Source organism: Bilophila sp. (genome assembly GCF_057864385.1).
In genome coordinates this window covers 1-6,423 of record NZ_DBMAFI010000110.1, presented here as the reverse complement: position 1 = coordinate 6,423, position 6,423 = coordinate 1, and the positions used below count along the sequence as shown (strand labels likewise).

At 56.0% G+C, this 6,423-nt stretch carries 6 protein-coding genes; 3 read left to right on the top strand and 3 right to left on the bottom strand.

All coding sequences use genetic code 11. The annotated features are described in order from the left end of the window. Positions 1-324: hypothetical protein (locus tag ACZM8Y_RS17440; RefSeq protein WP_489501935.1), on the top strand; the 324-nt coding region annotated here is incomplete at its 5' end. Between the two features lie 734 nt (positions 325-1,058). On the opposite strand, the gene ACZM8Y_RS17435 is transcribed toward ACZM8Y_RS17440, so the two are convergent. The 3 genes from ACZM8Y_RS17435 to ACZM8Y_RS17425 all read right to left on the bottom strand — a co-directional run bounded on the left by ACZM8Y_RS17435 (position 1,059) and on the right by ACZM8Y_RS17425 (position 4,278). Then, positions 1,059-1,190, bottom strand: coding sequence for a hypothetical protein (locus ACZM8Y_RS17435; RefSeq protein ID WP_482330641.1), 132 nt, complete (start codon positions 1,188-1,190; stop codon positions 1,059-1,061). A gap of 389 nt (positions 1,191-1,579) precedes the next feature. After that, positions 1,580-3,526, bottom strand: coding sequence for an SPOR domain-containing protein (locus ACZM8Y_RS17430; protein ID WP_482330640.1), 1,947 nt, complete (start codon positions 3,524-3,526; stop codon positions 1,580-1,582). A gap of 98 nt (positions 3,527-3,624) precedes the next feature. After that, positions 3,625-4,278 carry a GntR family transcriptional regulator gene (locus ACZM8Y_RS17425; protein WP_302554252.1) on the bottom strand — a complete coding sequence of 218 codons (654 nt, stop codon included), beginning with the start codon at positions 4,276-4,278 and terminating at the stop codon, positions 3,625-3,627. Positions 4,279-5,053: 775 nt separating this feature from the next. Here ACZM8Y_RS17425 and speB point away from each other — a divergent pair. Continuing rightward, positions 5,054-5,926 carry an agmatinase gene (gene speB / locus ACZM8Y_RS17420; protein ID WP_482330639.1) on the top strand — a complete coding sequence of 291 codons (873 nt, stop codon included), beginning with the start codon at positions 5,054-5,056 and terminating at the stop codon, positions 5,924-5,926. A 148-nt stretch (positions 5,927-6,074) separates the two neighbouring features. Further along, complete coding sequence (locus tag ACZM8Y_RS17415) at positions 6,075-6,269, top strand: hypothetical protein (protein ID WP_479859536.1); 195 nt, start codon at positions 6,075-6,077, stop codon at positions 6,267-6,269. The last annotated feature ends 154 nt before the right edge of the window (positions 6,270-6,423 follow it).

Sequence of the window (6,423 nt, the reverse complement as noted above, 5' to 3'; positions counted from 1 at the left end):
AAATCCAGTTTTGAAGAATTGTTGCGAGACCTCCAAATAATTTCCAAAGAACTCTTCCTTTCCAGTTGGAATCTTGTATCAACCACAAACTTAAACACAGCCTTTGCTTTTGGGGGGGCTTCCTTGTGGAATCTCCCCCCTTTGGCTATGGCTTTTACAGGGATATGGAATGTTGGAGGGGCCGGTTTGGATGGGGTTTTGCGGCGTTGTTCCGCAATGCCGTATTATAGGAAATGGTTGATGCTTCATTTCTCGAAGCTCCAAAGGAAGAGAGACGGTTGCCTTTTTGATGATTTTCTAAAAATCATTTTTAATTTCAAATAGTTGAAATACGTTTTTCATTGCAAAAGTGGATGTCTCAGGAAGAACCAAGAATGAGTCTCAGGCATAGAGTCCGCCAACGGAAAACTGAAGAAAAAGCCTGTATTTTCGGCATACTGTGGAGATGAAAAACTGCATCCCATGACAGGGCCTTCTGCAAAAGGCCGTGCCAACGGTTGATGCGTGATTTCTTGAAGTTCCAAAGGAGTAGCCAATAAAATGCCCCAATCGTGGCGTTCACCAGCGGAAAAATTGGATAAAAAGCATATATTTTCAGTCTATTGATGAAACAAAACAACCATGTGCCCTGACAGGGCCTTTTATTTTTAGGCTCTGTTCTAGTTTGTGGTTGTTTCATCTCCACAGTGCGGTGAAAATACAGCCTTTTTCTCCGGTTTTCCCCTTGGCGGGAGCCACGGCTAGGGCATTTTTCCGGTTATCCCTTTGGAACTTCAAGGAAAAAAGCATCAACCATTTTTTATGACACAGTCTATTTGGGGGTTGTGTTAAAGTTTCCGGCTGATACAGCAATCAGAGGTCGTTCATCTGCCCCTGTTTCAGCGGAACATTCGCTGCCGTGAAGGTGGCCGCACTTCCAGCGCGGTGAAAGGCACCCTCCGACAACGGCTGACGACGCTTCGTCTCGCGCGGCTTCGCCGCTCTCAACCGCGCTTCGCGAGGCATTTGACCGTTCCTCGCCCCCTCCATGCCGCATTGCCATGCGGCGGGGGACGTCCTCAAAGCTCGCTGACGCTCACGCCTCCGACGGTTAAAGGAGCATATTTCTCTTTATTAACCGTAAACTTGAACAGAGCCATTTTTTCAGCATCTTGTGGAAATAAAACAGCCAAATACTCTGACAGCGCCATGCCCAAAAGCCCCGGCTTGGGAGAAAAACGGGGCTGGCCCTTCCCGGGAACCGGGACGGGGCAAGAAGGCGCTGCTTTGGGCTGAAGTTGGGGCCTGCTTGAATTCGGGGGACTGATACCAGCTGGGGAACCCTGCCGTGAGCTTGTCCTGCGGTTTCAAACTCTTATCCGCAAGGGTGGGAAGAGTACGGCAACCTGTTTTTTCAATGGCCGGGTGCTCTCTTATCCGTGAAGGTAGAGGGCGTATACGGATTGGCCTTTGCGGTTAAAACGGGCTCCCATACGCGAGGGAGGGAAAAAGAGGGGAGGGGAAATGCTCTCAGCTTCCCCTCCCCACAGTATCCTCTTTCTTCTCTCTCTCTCTCTCTCTCTCTCTTCCAATCCCTCTTTTAGTTGGCGGGAGCAGGTTGGGCTGCTGGGGCCGCTTCCGTTGCCGCTGCCGGTTCTTCAGGGGCAGGCAGCGACGTGGCTTGTGGTTCCGCGGCGGCAGGGGCTTCAACGGGAGTGGAAGGTGCGGGAGCGGCCTGCCCGTCAGTTGCCGGGGCAGCCGGTTCGGAAGGCTGCACGGGCGTTTCAGAAGGCGTATCCTCCATTGCGGGAGCTTCCTGAGCCGGGGAGGGCTCCACAGGCGCGGTCATGTCCACAGAAGCGGCAGCCGTCGCGTAGTACGCCATCGGAGCCGTATAAACCAACACCAAGAACGTCAGGACAAGCAGCGCGCCTCCGGCGAAGGAGCGGTTGAGCCCCTTCCAGAGGATGATGCCGAGCAGGATGAGCCCGCAGGCCTGTACCAATGCGGCTGTCAAAGCCAACGGCGTGGGCTGCAAAGCGGAAAGCGGCGCGGGGAGCTCGCCGAGGAACAACGGATAGATGTTCGCTGCGGCGAAGAGGAGGCCAAGGGCGATCAAGAGGAGCGCCAACAGGAGGAAAAAGCCGCGGCTGCCGCGCGCGGAAAGGTTCAGCACGCCTTGGGCGGTCAGGACGGCCAAAGGCGGCAGGAGGGGCATCAGCAGCACGGGCATGTTCGCGCCGAGCAGGGCGAGAACCGCCAGCGTCACGATGACGCTGCACCACAGCCAGCCTTGGCCGGGGCGCTGTTTGCGGTTGACCACGATCCCCTTGAAGAAGACGCCGATCCGTCCCCACGGAAGGAAGAGCAGGAGCAGCGTCCACGGGAGCCAAAGGACGGCGAGCAGGGCTACGATGATCCAAGAATCCTGCCCTTGCAGTTTCCATGCCTCAAGGATGGGGGCCAGATATTCGTTTTCGAGGAGGCTCTTCAGCAATTCGCGCCCACCGTCGCCAAAAGCGATGAGCGTACCCCATGAGAGCAGCAGGACGAGCAGCAGCCCGAACGCGAGAGCGCCGTCGCGCGCCCCGGCCCGGCGGAACGTCCCGCGCCAGATGAGGAATACGAGGCTGACAAGCAGCGGAAGGACGAGGCCAAGCAGGCCGCCGGACAGTGTGGACAGGGCGACGAGCGCGAAACCGGCAAAGAGCCATAGGGGGGCGAATGCCTTGATCCATCCACGGTACAGACAGATGCCGGAAAGGGTAAGGACGGCCGTGAACAGCATGTCGCTGCCGGAAATCCGGGGCAGCCCCATACAGGCGAAGCCGGTCAGAAGCACCAGGCCGGATGCGAAGGCCGTGCGCCTGTCGCTGCCGGTGGCCCGGGCCAGGGCCCATGTCAGAAGGATCAGGAAGAGCGCGGACAGAGCGGAGGCGATGGGCAGGAGCTGCACCGGATAACCGCTGATCTGCTCCAACCCGGCTGTCGGTTGCACGCCGGGGATATATGCCGCCAAAGACAGACTGTCGAGGCCGGGGATAAGGCTCAAGGCGCTCAAGAACCAGTGATAGACAGGGTACAGTTCGGGGGCGGGAAGGCCGGACGCGGCCACCCCGAACAGGCCGACGCCCAGGCTGTGCAGCGCGTGCAGCTCCCGGCCCATAAGCGTGGGCATGGATTGAATAAGCCAGAAAAGAATCAGGATCAGGGGGCCGACGGAAGCGAACCCGTTGAAACAGCGGGAAGCGAAGCTGGCTGTTTGCGCCTGGGCTTTCGGGGCGGGCTGTTCGGATACCTTGGCGGCGTTGGGCGCGGAGGCTGCGCTTTCTTCCTGAACGGGGGAAAGGGCGGCGGGATCCGGTTCCGCCGGGGGCGGCGTTGCGGCTTCCGTTTCCGGGGATGATGAGGGCTGCACATCCATATCCGTGGCCGCCGTTTCCGTCATGGGAGCGGCCTGCTCCGCGGAGGCGGGCTGGACGGGGGCGGGCTGCTGTTCTGCGGAGACGTTCGGCTCGTCTTTCTGAACGGGGGTATCTGTGCTCATATCTGCTCCTTCGATAGGATTTCAAAACAGCTATCGGGGGAGACTGTATCCGAGAATCGGCCCGGCGTCAGCAAAAGAATCCTTCCGCCGGGGGTGCCTCAGCAGCCAAACTGCCCCATCCTCCGCCCTGATTCGCGGTAGTGTTCACGGATCGCCCCTTCCACCACAGCGGGGTTTCGCGTCTGTACGGCTTCAAAGATGTTCCGGTGCCGCTCCACGAATTCCTGTGGCGTAAACAAGACGTTCCAATGGTTATAGAACAGAAATTTGGAAATGTTCGTACAGGCGGAACGGGCCATTTCCACGAGACGGCGGTTTGCGCAATGGGCGAGCAGGGCGTTGTGGAAGGCGTCGTCGACTTCGGTGAACTCGTACAGGCCGCCCACCCTGGGGGCAAGGCGGGCCATATGCTCAACCATGCCTGAGATCCGGGCAATGTCCACATGGGTCATGAGCGGCAGGGCGGCGGCCACACCCGCGCCTTCAAGGATGCCGCCGATTTCGTATTCGTCCTCTATTTCCTGACGGGTCATCTTACGGATATACTTCCCTTTCTGCGGTTCCGACGTAATCAGGCCGTCCTGCGTGAGGATTTGCAGCGCTTCGCGGATTGGCGCGCGGCTGATGCCGAGCCGTTCGGAGAGGACGACTTCCTTAACCTGCTCGCCGGGAGCGAGTTCGCCATCAAGTATGCAGCGTTTGATGAATTCGACAACTTGGCCGCTGTATGTTTGGCGTTTGAACGTGTGCATGGCTTCTCCTTCAAAGGGCACATGACGAAAAGGTTCGCAAGGCGTTTTGCAGTGCTCAAAAAGCGTATAACAGTAGAGGCAAGACGGACAGCAGCCTCAATGTATTTTTCTATGGAACTACTGCATTCTGTAACGGAAATAGGCGCTACGTCAAGATGTTGAAGACATTTTGTTACAGATGGAAAAATGTATATTGTCGCCATGCAATAAAAGGATACTGCGCGTCTTTTCAAAGCATTTGCGCAGGCGTTGGCGGTGTTTTCCCGTTTCCTTTTTCTTTCGGCCCTGTCATGGCATGTGGCTGTTTTATCCCCACACTATGGTGAAACTACAGACGGTTTATCCAGTTTTTCCGTTGAAGGGCTCCATGCTTGAGGCATTTTATTGATTATTCCTTTAAAATTTCAAGCAATAAGGCATTACTCATTTTCTAGGGCACAGCCTTCCCTTTCCAAAGGGGGCGCTTCAAACGGGAGGCATGAAGCGATAACGCCCAGATGCAGTTCCGGGTGCTGGGCAAGCCAGTGTTTTTCATTAGGGGAGAGGAAAAGTTGGTTTTCGGCAAAGCGATGGAGAAGAACGCCAACACAAAAAAGGGCCCCAGCATCGTTCGGAAGATGGGAGGAGGAACGGCTGGGCGCATGTAAGAGCACGGCATGTCCGCATGTTGACGTGGAGACATGCTTAATGGAAAGATATTTCCAGTAGTTTGTATTACAAATCCTTTTAGGGGATCAAGCAACCGCATTTACAGACATTGAAAAAGGATATTTCCATGCCCTACGAAACCACACACCGATTCCTTGCCTCGGAATTGCCGGTCGTCGAACCGGAATCCTGCCTGTTCCATGTGCTGCCCGTGCCTTTGGAGGCTACGGTGTCGTATGCAGGAGGGACGGCACGGGGCCCGGAAGCCATTCTTGAGGCCTCCGATCAACTTGAATTGTGGGATGGCGAATCCATCCCCGCCGAAGCAGGCATTTATACGTGGCCGGCGGTCGATACTTCCGGTTCCCCGGAAACCGTGCTCGGCAGGGTGGAAGCGGCGGTCGAGGGCATCCTTGGCCGCAACGGCCTGCCCGTATTGCTTGGCGGTGAACATACCGTCACCTACGGCGCCCTCGCGGCGCTGAAAAAACGGTTCGGGACATTCGGGATCATCCAGTTCGACGCACACGCGGATTTGCGAGACAGCTACGAAGGGAGCCCGTGGAGCCACGCGTGCGTCATGCGGCGCGCGGTCAAGGACTTGGGGCTGCCGCTGGCCCAGTTCGGCGTGCGGGCCATGTGCCTTGATGAAGTGGAGGCACGCAAGGAACACGGCGTCATATTCCACGATGTGGCCTCCATTGCCCGCAACGGCCTTTCTGACTCCCTGCTTCCCCCGGATTTTCCCCGTCAGGTGTATCTGACCTTTGACGTGGACGGCCTTGATCCCTCGATCATGCCCGCGACAGGGACGCCCGTCCCCGGCGGGCTCGGCTGGTACCAGTCTCTTGATATTGCGGAACGGACGCTGTCCGGGCGGGATGTCCTTGGGTTCGACGTCGTGGAGCTGGCTCCGGTGCCCGGAATGCACGCTTCCGATTTTGCCGCCGCCCGCCTTGTTTACGCCCTTATGGGGATCACAGCGCGCGGCCGCAGTTAAAACGGCTCAGCCCTGCCGCAATTATCCCTTAAAAGGGGAAAGCCCTGCCATAGCAAAGGATTGATATTTTATTCATGTAATTCTAGTCAGATACTGAGGAAAGCGCTTTTATCTCTGGGCTCACCAACAAGCACCTCCAAAAGATTTAATGAAATCAACTATTCTAAAATGGCATCAATCAAATGCTATGACAGGGCCAAAGGGAAAGCTTTCCTTCAAAAAAGCTTTCCCCTTTTTTATGGTGTTCAAGCCTGTTGAGGATACGAAGCATCTGAAACAAGAAACTAACCGTTATGTGGGGGGATTATGGCAGGCTCTGCCAGAGCAAACGGTTGTTGTCTGATTTTTTTGCAATTTCAAATGATTTTGTCGTAGCATGCGGTCGTTTTTTTATTTTTGGCTCTGTCATAGTACATGGTTGTTTTGTTTCAGCAATATACTGAATATATATGCTTTTTCTCCAAATTTTCCGCTAGTGGGCTCTGTGATTGGGGGGA

Coding starts and splice junctions, on each gene's coding strand:
- ACZM8Y_RS17435 (WP_482330641.1), bottom strand. CDS start 1,190: ATGGCGCTGTCAGAGTATTTGGCTGTTTTATTTCCACAAGATGCTGAA.
- ACZM8Y_RS17430 (WP_482330640.1), bottom strand. CDS start 3,526: ATGAGCACAGATACCCCCGTTCAGAAAGACGAGCCGAACGTCTCCGCA.
- ACZM8Y_RS17425 (WP_302554252.1), bottom strand. CDS start 4,278: ATGCACACGTTCAAACGCCAAACATACAGCGGCCAAGTTGTCGAATTC.
- speB (WP_482330639.1), top strand. CDS start 5,054: ATGCCCTACGAAACCACACACCGATTCCTTGCCTCGGAATTGCCGGTC.
- ACZM8Y_RS17415 (WP_479859536.1), top strand. CDS start 6,075: ATGAAATCAACTATTCTAAAATGGCATCAATCAAATGCTATGACAGGG.